The organism is Enterococcus sp. (genome assembly GCF_022711995.1).
Classification (GTDB): Bacteria; Bacillota; Bacilli; order Lactobacillales; family Enterococcaceae; genus Enterococcus_D.
In genome coordinates this window covers 1-17,695 of sequence record NZ_JALAHI010000100.1, presented here as the reverse complement: position 1 = coordinate 17,695, position 17,695 = coordinate 1, and the positions used below count along the sequence as shown (strand labels likewise).

General features: G+C 40.9%; 15 protein-coding genes and 1 pseudogene. 12 read left to right on the top strand and 4 right to left on the bottom strand.

Going from position 1 to position 17,695, the window contains the following annotated elements:
• Positions 1 to 331 (top strand): ArgR family transcriptional regulator (locus tag Q0A12_RS09710; protein WP_291292451.1); only part of this gene is annotated, 331 nt, incomplete at its 5' end.
• A 378-nt stretch (positions 332 to 709) separates the two neighbouring features.
• Positions 710 to 1,711 (top strand): cation diffusion facilitator family transporter, encoded by a 1,002-nt coding sequence (locus Q0A12_RS09705; protein WP_291292450.1) that lies wholly within the window; start codon positions 710 to 712, stop codon positions 1,709 to 1,711.
• On the opposite strand, the gene Q0A12_RS09700 is transcribed toward Q0A12_RS09705, so the two are convergent.
• Entirely contained in the window at positions 1,675 to 1,842 is a 168-nt protein-coding gene (locus tag Q0A12_RS09700) for a hypothetical protein (RefSeq protein ID WP_291292449.1), read from the bottom strand. The genes Q0A12_RS09705 and Q0A12_RS09700 overlap by 37 nt on opposite strands.
• Before the next feature lie 554 nt (positions 1,843 to 2,396).
• On the opposite strand from Q0A12_RS09700, the gene Q0A12_RS09695 reads away from it, so the two are divergent.
• The 4 genes from Q0A12_RS09695 (at position 2,397) to Q0A12_RS09680 (ending at position 6,721) form a co-directional block, all read left to right on the top strand.
• The gene (locus tag Q0A12_RS09695; protein ID WP_291292448.1) at positions 2,397 to 5,051 is read left to right on the top strand and encodes an HAD-IC family P-type ATPase; all 2,655 of its coding nucleotides are present in this window, start codon (positions 2,397 to 2,399) and stop codon (positions 5,049 to 5,051) included.
• A gap of 144 nt (positions 5,052 to 5,195) precedes the next feature.
• Positions 5,196 to 5,597 carry a MarR family transcriptional regulator gene (locus tag Q0A12_RS09690; RefSeq protein ID WP_291292447.1) on the top strand — a complete coding sequence of 134 codons (402 nt, stop codon included), beginning with the start codon at positions 5,196 to 5,198 and terminating at the stop codon, positions 5,595 to 5,597.
• A 14-nt stretch (positions 5,598 to 5,611) separates the two neighbouring features.
• Entirely contained in the window at positions 5,612 to 6,250 is a 639-nt protein-coding gene (locus Q0A12_RS09685; RefSeq protein ID WP_291292446.1) for a nitroreductase family protein, read from the top strand.
• Positions 6,251 to 6,358: 108 nt separating this feature from the next.
• The gene (locus Q0A12_RS09680) at positions 6,359 to 6,721 is read left to right on the top strand and encodes a DUF1304 domain-containing protein (protein WP_291292445.1); all 363 of its coding nucleotides are present in this window, start codon (positions 6,359 to 6,361) and stop codon (positions 6,719 to 6,721) included.
• Positions 6,722 to 6,896: 175 nt separating this feature from the next.
• Here Q0A12_RS09680 and Q0A12_RS09675 read toward each other — a convergent pair whose 3' ends face one another.
• A complete protein-coding gene (locus tag Q0A12_RS09675; protein ID WP_291292444.1) occupies positions 6,897 to 7,499 on the bottom strand; it encodes an ECF transporter S component in 603 nt (200 codons plus the stop codon).
• Positions 7,500 to 7,603: 104 nt separating this feature from the next.
• Here Q0A12_RS09675 and Q0A12_RS09670 point away from each other — a divergent pair, with 104 nt between their 5' ends.
• From Q0A12_RS09670 to Q0A12_RS09660, 3 genes and pseudogenes are all read left to right on the top strand, one after another.
• Positions 7,604 to 8,200, top strand: a complete 597-nt coding sequence (locus tag Q0A12_RS09670; RefSeq protein ID WP_291292443.1) for a TetR/AcrR family transcriptional regulator — start codon at positions 7,604 to 7,606, stop codon at positions 8,198 to 8,200.
• Positions 8,201 to 8,544: 344 nt separating this feature from the next.
• Positions 8,545 to 9,906, top strand: a pseudogene (locus Q0A12_RS09665) (NlpC/P60 family protein).
• 92 nt (positions 9,907 to 9,998) lie between these two features.
• Positions 9,999 to 11,594, top strand: a complete 1,596-nt coding sequence (locus tag Q0A12_RS09660; RefSeq protein ID WP_291292442.1) for a glucosaminidase domain-containing protein — start codon at positions 9,999 to 10,001, stop codon at positions 11,592 to 11,594.
• Positions 11,595 to 11,769: 175 nt separating this feature from the next.
• Here Q0A12_RS09660 and Q0A12_RS09655 read toward each other — a convergent pair whose 3' ends face one another.
• A complete protein-coding gene (locus Q0A12_RS09655; RefSeq protein WP_291292441.1) occupies positions 11,770 to 12,375 on the bottom strand; it encodes a hypothetical protein in 606 nt (201 codons plus the stop codon).
• Between the two features lie 380 nt (positions 12,376 to 12,755).
• Here Q0A12_RS09655 and Q0A12_RS09650 point away from each other — a divergent pair, with 380 nt between their 5' ends.
• The 3 genes from Q0A12_RS09650 (at position 12,756) to Q0A12_RS09640 (ending at position 15,407) form a co-directional block, all read left to right on the top strand.
• Positions 12,756 to 13,115, top strand: coding sequence for a hypothetical protein (locus Q0A12_RS09650; RefSeq protein WP_291292440.1), 360 nt, complete (start codon positions 12,756 to 12,758; stop codon positions 13,113 to 13,115).
• A gap of 146 nt (positions 13,116 to 13,261) precedes the next feature.
• The gene (locus tag Q0A12_RS09645; RefSeq protein ID WP_291292439.1) at positions 13,262 to 14,032 is read left to right on the top strand and encodes a putative ABC transporter permease; all 771 of its coding nucleotides are present in this window, start codon (positions 13,262 to 13,264) and stop codon (positions 14,030 to 14,032) included.
• Between the two features lie 202 nt (positions 14,033 to 14,234).
• Positions 14,235 to 15,407, top strand: coding sequence for a 3D domain-containing protein (locus Q0A12_RS09640; RefSeq protein WP_291292438.1), 1,173 nt, complete (start codon positions 14,235 to 14,237; stop codon positions 15,405 to 15,407).
• A 475-nt stretch (positions 15,408 to 15,882) separates the two neighbouring features.
• Here Q0A12_RS09640 and Q0A12_RS09635 read toward each other — a convergent pair whose 3' ends face one another.
• Positions 15,883 to 17,352 carry a helix-turn-helix domain-containing protein gene (locus Q0A12_RS09635; protein ID WP_291292437.1) on the bottom strand — a complete coding sequence of 490 codons (1,470 nt, stop codon included), beginning with the start codon at positions 17,350 to 17,352 and terminating at the stop codon, positions 15,883 to 15,885.
• Positions 17,353 to 17,695: the final 343 nt, after the last annotated feature.

The following is a 17,695-nucleotide window of genomic DNA, read 5'->3' as shown; positions in this document are numbered from 1 at the left end:
CTCCAGAGATATGCGAGAATTGAACATCGCCAAGACCTATACGAAAGAAGGAAAAACCAAGTATACCGTGATCGCTACATCGGAAGTGAACGTCACCGAAAAGTTGAAGCTGTCAATGAATGAATACTTGAAATCCATTGAACAAGTGGAATTTATCACGGTGATCCACACCATCAGTAACGGTGCGGATGTGATCGCCAATTACCTTGATGAAATGGATCTGGAAGACATCGTAGCAACCATGGCAGGGTTTGATGTGTTATTGATTCTCTCACCCTCTAAAGAGCGAGCCACGCAATTGATCCACCACTTAGAAAAATATATCGAGTAGTGAAAAACGACCTTCGCCAATGCCTTCTATTCTTTTGAACAAGGCAGACAAGCGAGAAAACAGCTAGAGACAAACAGCCACAGCACTTATTCGCAAGAGACCATAGGACCAGTGAAAACTTGAGATTCATTGGCCAATGCCGCGAGTTTATTGTGCCTTTCGAAGGAGCCTTCGATGCTGAATTGTCTCTTTTTTTGTTGTCAGCGGCTTTTTTTAAGTGTGTTCCTCGCAGGATTCCATAAGTACAATTGTTTTCCTCGATGATTGGAAGGTGCTATCCTAAAAGAAAATCTAAGAAATGCGAGGGGAAAGTCTGAAACTGTCATTCATCAAAAAACATTGGCACTATTGGACGAAAAAATAGAAGGGAGACTTAACATGAAAGAGGACAATCAAGGGAACCGCCATGCACGAGGGATTGTCTTAGTCACTCATATCGTCACTGCAATGGTCAAAATCATTGGTTTCTTATTCAGCGGCAGTGCGGTATTGATGAATGAAAGCATCCATAGTGTCATTGACTGTCTCAATCAAGGGTTACTAGCAATCGGGGAAAAGCGAGCTCAGCGGGGACGGAGTGAACTTTATCAGTTTGGAGAAGGACGGGCAACCTATTTTTTTAGCACAGTGGTCGCGATGACTGTTTTCTTTGGTGGTGGACTATTGGCAGTGATAGAAGCAGGACAAAATCTTTTCGATCCAGCCCATGAAGTGACCAATATTCAATTCGTAGTGGCGATTCTCTTTGCTGGATTATTCGTTGAAAGTTCAGCTGTTCAAAGGGGTTGGCAAGAAATCAAGCAACAAAACACGGACAAGCAGCCTTTGTTCACTTTTTTGAAAGAAAGCCGGGAGAGTGAGATCCTACTAGGTTTTACAGAGGATTTATTCGCATTGATCAGTGTAAGCATCGCACTGATCGGCATTTTATTGACCGCCCTCACAAACAATCCCCTCTTTGATTCATTAGGCGGAATCATCGGTGGTGTGCTTTTAGTGATCGTAGCCGGCTTTTTAGGAAAAGAATTTTATAGTTTGCTGATTGGGGAGAGTGCGTCAAAAAGTGATTTGAAAAAAATCCAGCAGACATTAGCGACGGAAGAAGTAACGGAAGTGACTGATCTGCGAACGCTCCATTTAGGTCCTGATGAATTGTTGGTCGTCGCCGAATTAGTGATACAACCGAAAATCACCTCGGATGAGTATGCAGTCATTGACCGGTTGGAACAAGAGATCCGCACTCAATTAGCACCAAAAAAAAACGTATATTTATTTGGAGACGGAAAGACGAAAGCAAAAAAAGAGATGATTACTGAAGGCAGATCGTCCTTGAAGGAATCAGCTTATTTTTTTACAAATAGCGGTTGTTTTGAATGCTGAGAATAGTCGGGGTTCAATGAATCATCGAGGGTTACCCCCAATAGCGTTACCAGGCCTTCCCAACCGACCATTGCTAAGACACAAGCCAGCGGAACCATGAGCTTTTTCTTACGATACCAAACCTTCTTCAAATTATCCCTCCTTTCTTTTAGTTTATCTTAAGAGTAAGAAAAGGGATTCCGTCGAAAGATGGATTTTTCCTGATGACAGGAAGATTTTGGTCGTGTCTAAGGAATGTTCTTCAAGTGGTTTGTGAAAACAAGGGATCCGCATAGATTCACTTTTTACCAGTCGGAAATCACTATAAATCCTTTTTTCTTCAATTTAAGTAGCGGATATACGTTTTTTTAAGCAAAATAATTTACCTGTCTCTAGATTCATGATAAGTTAAAGATGGAAAGAGCGCTCTTTTCACAAAGTAATCCTTACCACTAAGCATCATTTCTCTAGTCGAAAATATTGATTCAACACCTTTTTGAAAGACCATTTTTATTGGCAACTGCCATCATTGATTTAGGTAGCAGGTAGCCTCCCCAAAAAAAGAATCATCCCGTTAATCCGTCCGTTTGTCAATCACGTATCATGACTCCAAGCACAAGTTGAACAACTTTACTTGAAGCCATTTTTTGTCTTGGTCAAAATGTCACTACCAACGAAGCTATTACACCTAGAAGGAGGAGAATAGATGGACGATTTTTATCAACGAACAGCGACAGAAACTCTCGAACATTTTCATTCAGACCAGAGGAAAGGACTTAGTCAGCAAGCCGCAAAGGAAGCCTTAGATACATATGGCGAAAATTCCATCCGCCAACAAGCAGCAACCTCTGTTTGGACATTGTTATGGCACAATGTAAATAATTTGATTGTTTATTTATTAGTAGCAGCCGCATTACTCTCTTTTGCGATGGGGGAAACGATCGAAGGAATTGCCGTGTTGATCGCCGTAATCATTGCCGTAATGACTGGTTTTGTGACAGAGTTGCGCGCACAAAAATCAATTGATTCCCTTCAGAAAATGATTTACACTACCGCAAAAGTGATTCGTGATGAGCAAGTGCTGGAAATTGAATCTACTGGGATCGTGCCAGGGGATATTTTAGTTCTAGCAGAAGGCGATGCCATAGCTGCTGACGCTCGTTTGCTGGAAAGCCGTAATTTAGCCTGTATTGAGTCGGCATTGACGGGAGAATCCGAAGCCGTAGAAAAAAATGCCACAGACCAATACGATGAAGACGTTCCTTTGGGTGATCGCCGCAATGTTGTTTTTGCGGGAACAGCCGTGACAAGAGGAAATGGCTATGCAGTCGTCACAGCCACCGGCATGCAAACGGAAGTCGGAAAAATCAGTGAGATGCTGACAGGAAATAAAAGTGCGAAAACTCCTTTAGATATTGAACTGGATAAGTTGGGAAAAGCAATCATCATTGCCGCACTTTTTGCTGCAGTGACAGTCTTGATTGCCGGTGTTCTAACTCAACAGCCAGTGGTGGAAATGCTACATATCTCAATCATCCTTGCAGTAGCCGCCATCCCAGAAGCTATGCCTGCTGTTTCAACCATTACGCTTTCTCGCGGGATGCGGATCATGGCGGAGCACAAAGCATTAGTCAAAACGCTATCTGCCGTGGAAACCTTGGGGGCTACCAGCATCATTGCTAGTGATAAAACGGGGACATTGACAGAAAATCAAATGACTATCACTGAGATTCTTCTAAAGGATGGAACGAAATATACGGTAACCGGCAATGGCTACGAACCTGTTGGACTTTTTTTCAAGGAAGAACAGGAAATTTCAGTGAAGGCAGAATCAGCACTTCAGGCAATGATTGAAAATGGGGCCCTTTGTACCACCGCTTCTTTAAAAGAAACAGAGGGTCAGTTTACTGTTTTGGGAGATCCCACCGATGGCGCATTTGTTGTCTTAGGGAAAAAAGCAGGCATCGAGCGCCAAACACTGATGGATCAAGGCATTGAAAAAATTGCGGAGCTTCCTTTTGATTCAGAAAACAAATTTATGATCACCGTCTATGAAAAAGAACAGCGAACACTGATCATGAAAGGTGCTCCAGATGTTTTGATCGAGAAAGCTGCGGTTGATCAATCTGTCAAAAAACAGTTGAACGACATCAACCACACATTAGCTTCCAATGGCCAACGAGTGATTGCCGTGGCACAAATCAGTGACTATCAGGGAGGTTTATCGGAGACGGAGTTGACAGAATCATTGGCGAATTTAGAAATCCAAGGATTTGTTGGAATCATCGATCCACCGCGTACCGATGTAAAAGAAGCGGTCAAAGTCGCGCAAGAAGCGGGAATCCGTGTCAAAATGATCACAGGGGATCACCCGCAGACCGCGTCGATGATTGCGCAAGAAATCGGCCTATTTGATTTTGACAAGACAATGACAGGGCAAGAGATTGATGCTTTGGCAGAAAAAGATGGGTTTAATGAAGCAATTGAAGACGTAGCAGTTTTTGCCCGAGTGTCACCGAAAAACAAGTTACAGCTTGTCAAAGCACTGCAAGAAGAAGGGGAGATCGTATCTATGACCGGCGATGGTGTGAATGATGCGCCTGCTCTTAATGGCGCCGATATTGGCATCGCGATGGGGATTCGTGGAACAGAAGTCGCCAAAGAATCTTCGGATATGATCTTGACGGATGATCGTTTTGGAACGATCGTCGAGGCAATCAAAGAAGGGAGAATCATCTTTGACAATATCAAAAAATACGTTTCTTTCCTTTTTTCTTGTAATATGGTCGAAATCGTAACGATCTTTCTAAGTGTCCTTTTTCTGCTCCCGATGCCAATTCAACCGCTGCATATTTTGTTTCTCAATCTAGTGATCGATATTGCGCCTGCGATGGCATTGGCCTTTGAGTCGGCAGAAGAGGACTTGATGAAACGCCAGCCGCGTTCCAAAGAAGACAGTTTGGTCAATAAGCGCTTCTTAGGACGAATTATTTTAAGCGGTGTTGTGATCGGATTGACGGCATTTGCTTTCTTTGGCTTCTTGATCCAGACCAGTCATGAACTGGCTTATGCCCAGACTGCCACGTTTACTTTCATGGCAGTTGCACAACTGATGCATATTTTTAATGTTCGCAAACAAAGTGGATTTGGTTTGGACACGTCTTTGTTTAAAAATAAACCATTGATCGGGGCACTGCTCCTTTCCATCGGGTTGCAGTTGTCAGCTGTTTATGTCCCTTTCATGAATGAACTATTGGGCACTTCACCATTGGAAGCTGGTACATGGGGAATTATTTTTGTAGCCGCCAGTCTTTCCACACTGGTTGTCATGGGGTTGAAAAAAGCCTTTCAATTGAAGTGAAACAACACCCAAAAAAGCCAACGATCAGGTTGGCTTTTTTGGGTGCCTTTTGTCTATCTAAGAAAGTGATTTACAAATGTAAGAAAAAAAGTTATTATTGACGAGTCAACGATTGACAAGTCAATGGTTAGGAAGGAGCAGCCCATGCAACTAAGAGAAATCAGCCACTTGCTTTATCAATTGAAAATTGCCAATCAAGAATTGACTACTGACTTTGAAAAAAGCACCGGATTCAGTCTGACCCGATATGAATTGCTGATGTTCATCAAAGAAAATGGACGTTGTTCGCAATCTGAGTTACAGACTGAATTGAAGATTGATAGTGCAGCAGTTACCAGGCATTTAAAAATTTTAGAACAAAAGAATTACGTGGCTCGGGAAAGAAACAAAGCCAACAATCGTGAAGTCTTTGTAGAAATAACCCCCAAAGCCCAACAAGAACTGTCTGCCTGTGAAAACCAGCAAGAGAAAAAAGCATTAACGCTATCCTTGACCGAAGACGAAGCGGCTGTATTCTTGCAGCTGTTAGATAAATTACTTAAATGAAAGAGGCCAGTACGATGTCAACCAATAGAGTAAATAACGATTTTTCAGATATTACCTTCAATAGAAGATCTGTCCGAGTCTATGATGAGCAGGTCAAAATTTCCCAGGAAGAGATGTTAGCCATGATTCAAGAAGCAACAACGGCGCCTTCTTCTGTCAATATGCAGCCATGGCGCTTCGTTGTCGTGGAGAGTGACGATCAAAAAGCGAAACTGAAACCTTTGATCCGCTTTAATACCCGTCAAAATGATACTTCTTCGGCAATGATCTTGATTTTTGGCGATTTAGCTTGTTATGAATTGGGGGAAGAGATCTACAATCATGCGGTGGAGGTAGGGAAAATGCCTGCCGAAGTTCGAGACCAACAATTGGCAACGATCATTCCTTATTACAAGAGTTTTTCAAAAGAACAAATGTCTTCCATCGTAAAAGTAGATGCTAGTTTGGCGGCAATGCAATTGATGCTAGTTGCCCGTGCTCATGGTTACGAAACCAATCCAATTGGCGGCTTTGAAGCCGATCAATTAGCGGAAGCTTTTGACATGGATCCAGAACGCTATGTTCCTGTTTTGATCGTTTCTATTGGACAAGCCAAAGAATCCGGCTATGAATCCATTCGTTTGGATGCTGAGAAAATCACGACGTTTAAATAAATCGAAATGTCTTTTTGTCTATTCAGCGAAGCATGAAAATAGGAAAACAGACGGTTATACCTTATGATAAAGTATCGGGAAGAGACTTATCAAAAGGGAGGAAATAAAATGACGGTTATTTCAACGGTTTTGATTCTGTTGGTAGCATTGGAATTTCTATTTATTCTTTATCTGGAAACTTTTGCGACTACCTCAGAAAGAACGCAGCGTGTGTTCCATTTAACAAAAGAAGAATTGCAACGCCCATCAGTGAATACATTGTTCAAAAATCAAGGGATCTATAATGGATTGATCGGTATCGGGTTGCTGTATAGCGTGCTTTTTGCGTCCGCTCCTGTGGAATTGAGCCGATTACTTTTGATTTATATTATTCTGGTCGCTTTATATGGCAGTATCACGAGTGATAAAAAAATCATTTTCACTCAAGGTGGCTTAGCAATCCTTGCATTGATCACGACATTTTTTTTATAGATAATCGAAAAGACCTCACAGAGGTGGATTGATTCCTTCAATCAAGGAATCAATTCCACTGTGAGGTCTTTTTTTGCTGGTTTTATTTGATCATGAGCCATCATCGAGTTTGCAGTTGTAGAAAAAAATGATAGGATAAAGCTAAAGACAAAAACCAATTCAATTGCCAAGAAGATCAGCGTGTTTCTGGCCGTAGACTAGTTGCTGCAAAAAGGGCTTTGGCTAGAATCGGTGTTAATATCACTGCTGTAATCACTTCAGAAACACCGTTGGTCAATGCGATTGCTCCTAATGTCACGAACAACGCGGAGGCATCAACGCCATAAGTAGTAGCCACCAAATGAGTGTATAAGGTTCCCATCAATGTTAAGACCAAGACAGTATTAGTGAGAGTGCCAAAGATTGCGGCAACGATCGAAGCTACCACGACTTTTTTTGTTTTGCGATAGAGCCAAGTAAACAAGACACCGGCTACAAGACCTACTAATACCCTTGGCAGGACTGAGATAATCGGGTTGGTAAACACCGTGATATCTAAAGGTGTAGTTGGAGAGGTGAAGGCACGAATGATCGTGAAAATTCCCCAAATCAAACCGATAAACATCCCATCTTTTGTTCCTAAGACGATTGCCGCAATAATGACAGTGACATGAATGATCGTCAAACTGGTTATACCAATGGGGATAAAGCCGAGAAAGGGCACCATAGTCTGCAAAATAATGATTGCCGTTAGAATCCCGCGGATGACCAAACGATAGGTTTTGTTTTTCGTATTCATAAGAAAACTTCCTTTCATGATAAATGACACGAGTGTCATTTATTAACTTAGGATGATTATACAATATAATGACACTGGTGTCATTAATAAAGTGAGGTGGAATCATGAAAAAACCGATCGAAGAGAAGAAGCGCCAAAAACGAGAAGCCATTCTGGAAAGTGCGAAAGTGGTATTCAGTAAAAAAGGATTGATCGATGCGACAATGCAAGATATCATCGAAGAATGCGGCATTAGTCGTGGGGGCATTTACTTGTATTTTCCCTCGGTAGATGCCATTTTCTTAGAAGTGCTCCAACAAAGATCACAACGGCGCTTTGATGAAGTTCGAGCAATGATCAAAGCGAATGCTTCTTTTGAAACGATTTTAACGAAATATTTTGAAGACCATAAATATCGGCTGTTGCATAGCATATCCGATAGTATGCTACGAGCAACTTATGAATATTACTATACGCATAAATCAGCAGAAACCAGCTCATTGCAGCAAGGACAGTTGACCGAAACCAAGCGAACGATTCAAGAGATTTTTCAAGTTGGTGTCGCCCAAGAGGTGCTTGAAGACCGAAACTTGGAAGCAATTGCTGAAAACTATATGTTTGTGATTGAAGGTCTGGGTATTTTGGCTTTGACAGGTCATATTCAAGAAGAACAAATTGATCATCAAATCCAAGTCATGCGAACACTATTGCCTTATCGATAAAAATAGCGAAGCTGTGAGAGCAGATAAACAAAGGAAGTGATTCATTCACTCTTGGATTTATGGCTATCACAGCTTTTTTGCAATCTCTTTGAAATCAAGAACAGGCTTTATCCAAAGAATCCTTCCAAATATAGGTCAAGAAACAAGCTTTTTTTGTATCGAAAGGGGCTGTTTCTCGGGATTGTTCTTTTTTGAGGCCTGAATTTGAAATAAAAAAACAGCTGATTTTACTTGTAACCAAAATGTAAACGGGATATCGATTGGGTTGCGTTAAGGAATATGTTAGAATAAATATGTCAAATAAACGTAATTTGATGACTGAAATTGACGAAATGGAGGAGGAAATGAAAAAGAAACTGGTAACATCCGTGTGTATTTGTGCTATAACGCTGATAAGTCCTGTCATCCCAACCACCGTCTTCGCCGATGAATATGATCAATTGATTCAGTAAAAAAATAACGAAGTGGCTGAATTGCAACAACAGTATCAATCAGTACAGGCACAAATTGTTCAGTTGACTAATGAGGTTTCTGGTATTAATGAACAAGCAGCTGAGTTAGTCCTTCAGCAGAAAACACTGGTGGATGAAATCGCTGATTTAGAACAAGAAGTGACTGATTTGGAAGCACGGATCGAGAAACGTCAAGTAGCGATCCAAAATCAAGCGCGGGATACTCAAGTCAATGGAAAAAGTAATCATCTTATTTCCGTACTTTTGGATTCCGAATCTTTTGGTGACTTTGTACAACGGCTCCATGGGATGACGACGATCGTCAGTGCCAATAATCAGATGATCCAACAGCAACAAGCAGATCAGGTAGCTGTTGAAACAAAGAAAAATGAAGCAGCAACCAAAATGGCAGAACTACAACAAATGCAAGGGCAGCTAGAAGCCCAAAAAGGGGAGCTTGAGTCCAAACAAGCAGACCTGAATGTTATGCAGACAAACCTTGCTTTGCAACAAGCAACTAAAGAAACCGAAAAGGAAACATTGATCGCTCAAAAAGAAGCACACGAGGCAGAACAAGCCCGAATCAGAGAAGAATCGGAACGCATTGCAGCAAGACAGCAAGCAGCAGCTGAAAATCAGCTAGTGCCAACGACTACCGAGTCTTCTGAAAATTCTTCGATTTCTGAAGCTGGTTCTTCTGAAACCGAACATTCTGCTCAAGGAGAATCCACTGATGTTCAAGGGGATATCCAAGAAACACCGACGAGTAGTGAAACAAGCTCTGTACCTGCTCCGGATTCTTCTTCGCCGACAGCAAGCGCGAGCAACAGCAATCCTGACCCTCAACCTGCTCCTGTTTCTAAGCCTACACCTCCTACACCGTCTGCGCCAAGTGGGAATGTTGGCGCTACAATTGTGGCAGAAGCATACAAGCATCTCAATAAGCCTTATGTCTGGGGAGCAAAAGGGCCAGATAGTTTTGACTGTTCTGGATTTACCCGTTATGTCTATCTGCAAGTAACCGGAAAAGATATCGGTGGTTGGACAGTCGCTCAAGAAACTGCGGGGACAGTAATTTCTGTTAGTCAAGCGCAGCCTGGTGATTTACTGTTTTGGGGTGCTGCCGGCAGTACAAATCATGTAGCAATCTCATTAGGCGACAACCAATATATTCATGCCCCTCGTCCAGGACAGACCGTTTCTGTGGGCAATACGGCGTACTATACTCCAAACTTTGCAGTTAGAGTCAATTAATGATTTGATCTTTACAAAGATTTGTCCCAGTGCAACCGATTCTCACGGTTTCAGACTGGGAAGACTTACAGTGTTAATAGAAGGAGAGACAAATGAAAAGCAGAAAACAGATTCGAAAAGAGATGCAACGGCAAAAACGCAGTTCGTTATACCGAAAAAGTGCAGCGACAACTACTGCTCTTGTTAGTACGATGAATTTATTACCAGTAGGTGTACTGGCAGCTTCTGTGGATGAGTCGAATGACACGACAGTACAAGTGGTTGATCAGCCGACAGTTGCGACAACTAGTACCGTAGATTCTTCTGATTCTGCAGAATCGCAGGAAGAGAGTCAAAAAATCGAATCACCAGCAGCCGAGTCCGATTCGTCCATAAAGGATAATACTTCGGAGAGTGAGTCAATAACCACTCCATCAACCGAAGACTCTACGACTTCTTCCATCAGTGGGGAAACGAATGCCCCAGAAGCAAGTGATCTTCCAATGCTGACGGAAGCCGAGCGAATCGCATTAGAAACCAAAATCATGCCTAACGTTGATCGAATGATGGCTCGATCGAATACCCAGCAAGCCTTCATTCAGCAAGTAGGCCCCATGGCACAACAAGTGGCCAGCGTCAATGATCTTTATGCATCGGTGATGATCGCACAAGCGATTCTTGAATCTGGATGGGGACAATCCACACTTACGACACAAGCCAACAATATGTTCGGCATCAAAGGTTCTTATAATGGTCAATACGTCGAAATGCGAACGATGGAAGATGATGGAAAAGGCAATCTTTATGAGATCGTGGCCAAGTTCCGTAAGTACCCTTCTCTGAAAGAATCCTTTGAAGACAATGCCCATGTCTTGAAAACCACTTCTTTTTCAGCGGGCGTCTATTTCTATTCAGGTGCTTGGAAATCAAATACATCCTCGTACCGCGATGCGACACAATGGCTTCAAGGTAGATATGCCACAGATACTACTTATGCCAGCAAGCTGAATAATTTGATCGAAACCTATAATTTGACTCAATTTGATTCAGCAACGGGGGGCGGTAGTGGAAATGGCAATACTTCCAATAATGCGGAGCAAAGCATCAACAAACAATTCAAGACAACGGCAGCACTGAACATTCGGTCAGACGCTTCAACCAGTGCCAGTGTGGTAGGATCATTGGCCAACAATACAACCTTTAAAGCAGTCGCCCAAAAACAAGGCACCAGTGTTAATGGCAACAGTACCTGGTATCGAGTAGAAGGCAAAGGTTGGGTCAGTGGTGCCTATGTCAAAGAAGTTGGATCTAACAATAACTCTAATAATAGTAATAATTCAGAACAAACCATCAATAAGCAGTTCAAAACAACTGCTGTCTTGAATATTCGTTCTAATGCTTCGACAACAGCTAGTGTAGTAGGATCATTGGCCAACAATGCAACATTTAAAGCAGTGGCCCAAAAACAAGGCACTAATGTCAATGGCAACAGTACCTGGTACCGAGTAGAAGGCAAGGGCTGGGTCAGTGGTGCTTATGTGAAAGAAGTTAGCAGTGCTTCTAGCACGAAGACTTATACTGTCAAGTCTGGGGATACGCTATGGGGAATCTCCCAAAAATATGGTGTTTCTATCAATCAGCTCATGCAGTGGAACAATATCAGCGGCTCATTGATTTTTGTTGGTCAACGATTGATCGTTAGTAAATAAAGACAGCAATCTGCAAGCAACCGAGAAGAAGTGAATCAATTAGCGAAACAAAATCTTTACACAAGAAAAAACCGAACGAAAGAAGCAATCAGCAAAATTTTAGCGGCTGATTGGTTGCAAGCAACAGCTTCTAACGTTCGGTTTTATTTTGATAACTATAGAAGAAAAGTACGGCTTATTGCGCGGTTTCTTGAAAACTATCCATGATTTTTGTTAACTCATCCTTTGATGAGTCAAAGAGACTTTCCAAAGTCCAACCATATAATTGAACATAGTTGTTGTCCGTTTCGATAACGTAATACAAGTAGTGGATGTTCAATCCTTCAACAGTCGCAGCAAAATCGACCATCTGAGTTTGGGTATTTGGCAGCGGCAAAAATGTCGCATCTGTATTGAAATTTGTTCCTAGACTGTCTTGCACTAACGCAAGATAACTATCAAAATCCGCAAAATCCTGCTTAGATTCCACTACAGCCGCTAAAAATTTTGTTTGCAACGAATCCGATAACATAAAATCATTATCCGGATTTAGCGATTCAAAATCAGCAACCGTACGCCAATTTTTCGGGAATTCAAGGGAATAGGTATACCCGCTTACACCGGTGATTTGCTGTGTTTCAACAGGCAATACACTTTCGACAGAACTGCTGCTTTCCACCACAGAAGACAGCTGCGTGCTTTCGTTACTCTTTGAGAACTGTGTCGTTTCCGTTGGCTTTTCAGTACAACCTGCAAAAAATAAGACAACCCCCAGTAACCCCAAAACCATTTGCTTTCTCATTTTTTTCTCCTTTTGATTTTTTTAACTTATTTTTTTCATCCTATAATAAGCCTCTGAATAAGGCAACAGATCGAACTTTCTAAAAACTCATTTTTATGAAGACTTAAGTGATTTTTTGTTGCAACCTTGTTTATTTTTGAAGACGAATAAGAATGAATGGAAGAGATTGTACATATTTTTCCTTGCATGATGCAAAATTTGATTATAAAACCTGTAAATCATTTGCTATTCTATATAAAAGTAGAAGCCTTCCTTGATCCATAAATGTAGGATACTTGCGGAATCATTGGATCAACGCCATCGATGATTGCACAAGCGCTACCAATCATTGGGCAACCACTGTCAAGGTGAGGAAGAAACTAGAAAACAGAGGTGAGCGGATGTTTTATCCAGATGTCAAAGAATATTTGCAAAAGATGCGTGGGGATATTGATTTTGAAGCGATGAGCGAATGTCTGCCTTTGGTTCATAGATATTGGCAAATAACGGAGGCAGAAATAGAAAAAATCGTCCGAGAATCTGAGACAGATTTTTGGGAAAGTGTACAAAAGATTATCTTGTTGGATGCTAAATTGGTCCTTTTGAGAAGCTATATCAGTGATTTTGATTTTCAAGATTTTACAGAGGAAGAAATCATTGAGAACATTGAGTTAGATCATTGCACTTACACAAAGGAATTGTGCGGCTATAATTTAAAAGATGCCGGCCATCCTTCGATTCTTTTTGGAAAAGGAAGATGATTACAGGGAACGAAAAGGGCAAGCAACTCTTTTCTTTAACGACAAACTAAGGGTATACTAGAAGAAGCGTGAAGTTTTTTCTACTATTATATATACTCTTTTCAAAAGCAGGATTTTTTATCATTCGTTAAAAAGGAGAGATTTCTATGACTGCATTTATTCAAATCGTTTTGCTCTTTTTCTTGTATTCTTTTATCGGCTGGCTCTGGGAGACGATTTATTGCTCACTAAACGCTGGGCACTTCGTCTATCGCGGCTTTTTGATTGGACCTATTACCCCAATCTATGGCTTTGGTATTTTAGGCGTTGTTTTTTTGTTGCGACCGTTACATAACCAGTTGCTGCTGCTATTTATTGCAGCGGCTATTTTAGTGACCTTGCTAGAATACCTGACAAGTTACTTATTAGAAAAAATGTTTCATGCTTCTTGGTGGGATTACCACAATGTTTTTATGAATATCAATGGCCGGGTGGCAGTACCCATTTCTATTTTTTGGGGGATTTGCTGTGTCGTGATCGTCCGCTTTGTTCATCCGCAAATGTTGGTACTGGTACAAGCGCTATCGGAAAGATTTGGTTTTTACTTACCGGTAGGCTTGTTGATGCTGATGTCAATGGATATGGGCTATACATTAGCCAACCTAGCCGGTTTTCAACGAGCAGTTCAACGCCTGAATCAGGCGGTGGAACAACAGAAAGCCAGCATAACAGAAAGTTTGGAACAAAAGAAAAGCACGTGGCAAGAATATGTTTCGGAACTTCCTATCGATTGGCAGCAATTGCGAGATACGTTGCCCAAACTGAATTTTCATCAACGGAGACTTTTAAAAAACTTTCAAAAGTTACAAATCAATGAAATCACCAATGTACAAGACTTGCGTCGATTTGTTGATGAATTACGCAAGAAAAGAGATTAATGTTACAGGAATATTACAATAAAAAATACCCTTTCAAGCCTTTTCCTTCCCACTTTAACGAGAAAATTTTTTTAATAGTCTCTAATTGCTCCCACTTTAGGTGGAAATTGTAATAAATTGTAAAATAGCTGCAATATATCTTGACGCAAGAATTTGTATAATAATAAGCGTTGGAAACCATAGTGAGAAGTGAGGGAATTTTTTGAAGGCAAAGAAATTACGTGCCATGGTCGTCGCAGTCTTTGCGACAGGGATCATTACGCCGATCTTTGCGCAGGCTGAATCTCTGGATGCATTGAAGGAGAAAGAAAGTGCGGTCATGCAGCAAAGTCAGCAAATCAGTACAGAAGTACAAATCGCTTTGACCGATGTCAATAATAAATACAGCGAGGTTGAAGCACTAAAAGCACAAATCGCTGATAATGAAGAAACACTGGCACAAACAAAAGAAGAAATAAAAGAAGCACAAGCAACCATCGAGAAACGGGAAGCAGTCGTCGCAGAACGAATGAAAGAAATTCAAATCAATGGTGGAGTAACCAGAGACTGGACGGTCTTGTTGGATTCCTCCAATATCCAAGAGTTTATCAATCGTGCTTATGCAATGACGATGCTGCAAAATCTTGAAAAAGAAAAAATCGATTCGTTGACCTCTGAAAAAGAAAAACTGGAATCTCTGCAAGAAAAAGCAGAATCCACCCAAGAGTCGTTAAAAAAAGATCAATCTTCTTTGGAAGCACAGGCCCAAGAATTGGATAGTAAAATTGCCAATTTGCAGACCCAGCTTAAAGAGAATGAATCGACTTTAGCAGAGATTGCTTCTAGCAAAGAAGCTGAAGAAGCTCGTATCGCAGCTGAAAAAGCAGCCAAAGAAAAAGCAGCGAAAGAAGCGGCGGAACAAGCAGCAAAAGAACGTGAGGCTGCTGAAAAGGCAGCGAAGGAAAGTTCAAGTCAAACGTCATCTACGACGAATGGAAATTCAGCATCAAACAGCTCAAGCAATTCAAGTAGTACGACCGAGAATAGTACCACAAATGATAGTACCAGCAATAGTTCCAACAATTCGAATGCAAGTAATCCCCCATCAAGTGGGAAAACAATGATTATGGAATCAACGGCATACTCCTATGCAGAAAAAGGTGCAAGTCACCTCACTGCTAGTGGCACAGACCTGCGTAGCAATCCAATGGCGGTTGCCGTAGATCCAAGTGTGATTCCATTAGGTACATTGCTACATGTTGAGGGGTATGGCGTAGCGTTAGCCCTAGACACAGGAGGTGCGATCAAAGGAAACATCATTGATGTTCACTTTGATAATGTCGCTCAATGTAAGCAATGGGGTCGTCGCCAAGTGAAAGTCACGATTTTAGATTAAACCAAACGAAAGCGTATCTTGTACCAAACATCAAGTATCATTGATGTTTGGCAAGATACGCTTTTTTTGTGGGAAACGAGTTGAAGCATAATAGACAACTCAAGTGGACCACCAAAAGAAAACGTTAAGCGGCAGCCAGCCTTACTGCCCTTTTAAGGCAAGAGAGAGGCTTCTCGAAGAAATAAGACAAGGGAACAGTCCTAAGCAGAATGAAGGAAACGAGGTCTTGAAAATAACCGCGACTATCCAGACAACCCATCCCTTTCACCGAAATCAAGAAATTTCACTCGCAAGAGGAATCTCTCGAGGTAGTAATAGAGCGATCATCCAACTTCGTTTCATTTTTTAAACCAGAATTTAATAAATGAAGGCACAGCGCTCTTACAGCAAACTGCTATAGAATGAGTGTTAGTTTTCATAGGACACTTACTACCAGAAAAAATGCAACAATTTCCTTCACTATTATAAGGAAGTGTTAATCATTCATGTGAGGATTTAGACGCTTGGCTAATTTGTTCCAGTCATTTTTATCGGGAAAAGTTTTGAAAATCAGACACTCAATGTCATTTGCGTAGTCGGAAACATATTCGGTGTAATTTGTCACGACAAGATCAATATGATTCGCCGTTAAATAATCCGGTGACAATTCATTGGAATCCGGAAAGAAAAAATTTTTTGAACTATGCTGGTAATGCATGGATCTGCTTTTTAAATATTGGCAAAGAATGTAAGGACCTTCAAACAAGAAGGCAATATTTTTTTTTGAGTGCCAATAATGAGACTTGATCGATTCCGAGTAAATCGTCAGACTGGCACTTAAATGCTGAAGACAATTTTTATCCCAAATCGCTGAAGCTAATGGATGTTTTGCAAGAAAATTCAGACATTTTTGATAAGAGGTTGGAAATAGACGCTGGACGTAGAGATTGACATCCGCAATATTATGATTTAATAAGGGGGAAAGTAATTGCTTGATTTTAGCTACAGTAAAAAAAGATTCGATTAAGATACGCTCGCGATGGATATCCTTCGATTCCGAGAAACAATCGACTACAAAATCATTGGCCAATTGTTTGATTTCCGACCACTGATTGAATTTTTGACAAAAGAGTTCTTCTCCGGCTATGTCACTGATGGAGCGACGACTCCAAACCAGCAGAAATAGATAGAGAATTTCATCTTGTGGCAAAAATTTTTGATAATGGTCAAAAATATAGTGGTTGATTTCAGCAAACTCTTGAAAATCTTCTGTGTCAGAAAACAGTTCAATGATAGGTTGAGGGAGTTGAACTGGTTGCCCAACACAATAGCGTTCGAGGGTTATGTATAAGTAATAATTCAGCTCACCAAATGAGCAAGCCTGCTTGTTGGCTCGCTGACAGTCAGAGAAGGTTTTAACGGTAATGTCATGTATCGCAATCGGAGGAAAAATCGTGTGTGCCATTATTTCCGATTCATAGTAAAAATCGTGAAAAAATTTTCGGATGTTCATTTCATCACCAATAAAAGTGATCGGATTAAAGTTCAGCTGTAACTGATACTCACGAAGCACAGGCTGTACCTTTCTCAAATAACGCAGAACGGTACTTTCCGAAATATGGTATTTTTCTGCCCACTCAGAAGAACGCATCTCCTCATGTTGAAAAATACTTTCCACTATATGAAAAAGAATTTCGTCGGCGATCAACGCACGCTTGGCAGTCATATATTTTGCTGGGTCGAGAATAGTGAAAATGTAGCCTTTATGAGAAGAATCAATATGGACTGCCTCTTTAAAGTGAGTTTTCATATCCGTAATATCAGTTACGATCGTTCGCGTCGTACTTGAAGATGCCTTTGCCAATGCTCGGGTTGAACAAAGAGGCTCCAACTCAAACAAGTCAAGAATGCGCATCCAACGAATCGTTGCAGTATTCGTAATGAAATTCATTTGAAGTTCTCTCAATGGGCTCCTCCTTTCATTATCTGACGAAGAACGGAATTCTAACTATAGCTATCTTAATGAAGTTGGAAGGACAATAACAAATCATGAATTTCATCAAACGGCGAAATAATTGACATGAATCGCTGAAAAGAAGCGAACTAAATTGCTATTTTAGAAAACAGCATTGAAAAAGAATGGAAACTTTTCTGATTGGCAATCGAAGTAAGGAAGGGAAAAGAGGTAAAAAAGATAGAAATAAAATAGTAAATAAGTATTTTTAACATTGACAAAACAAAGATAAAGCTTAAACACCTTTATAAATAGTTATAATATTTAATTACGAAATGAACGAATCTTTAAAACT